This is a genomic window from Dysgonomonas mossii (assembly GCF_004569505.1).
Taxonomy (GTDB): Bacteria; Bacteroidota; Bacteroidia; order Bacteroidales; family Dysgonomonadaceae; genus Dysgonomonas.
The window spans coordinates 1-379 of record NZ_SPPK01000165.1; the positions used below are offsets into that span (position 1 = coordinate 1).

Consider the following 379-nt stretch of genomic DNA (forward strand, 5'->3'; position numbering starts at 1 on the left):
TTCCTGAGCCTCGGTGCGCAGTTCCGAAACGATGCCGATGGCGACGACGCCAAGGCCGCACAACGTGTCGTGCGTCAGTGGCTGGCGAAGAAAGGCATCACCGCGCCGCACCTGGTGATGGAGAACGGTTCGGGTCTGTCCCGCGCCGAACGGGTCAGTGCCCGCGAGATGGCTGCCATGCTGCAAGCCGCCTGGAAAGGCCCGTATTCAGCGGAATACATCAGCTCGCTGCCGATTGCCGGCACCGACGGCACCATGCGTAAACGCCTGAAAACCACCGCCCTGCGCGGCGAAGCCCACGTCAAGACCGGCACCCTGAACACGGTGCGCGCCATCGCTGGCTTCAGCCGCGACAACAACGGCAATAGCTGGGTGGTGG

The 379-nt window shown here is 64.9% G+C and carries 1 protein-coding gene; it reads left to right on the forward strand.

Features of this window, described 5'->3' with window-relative positions:
- On the forward strand, nucleotides 1–379 hold a 379-nt coding region (locus E4T88_RS17910), incomplete at both ends, for a D-alanyl-D-alanine carboxypeptidase (protein ID WP_185146770.1).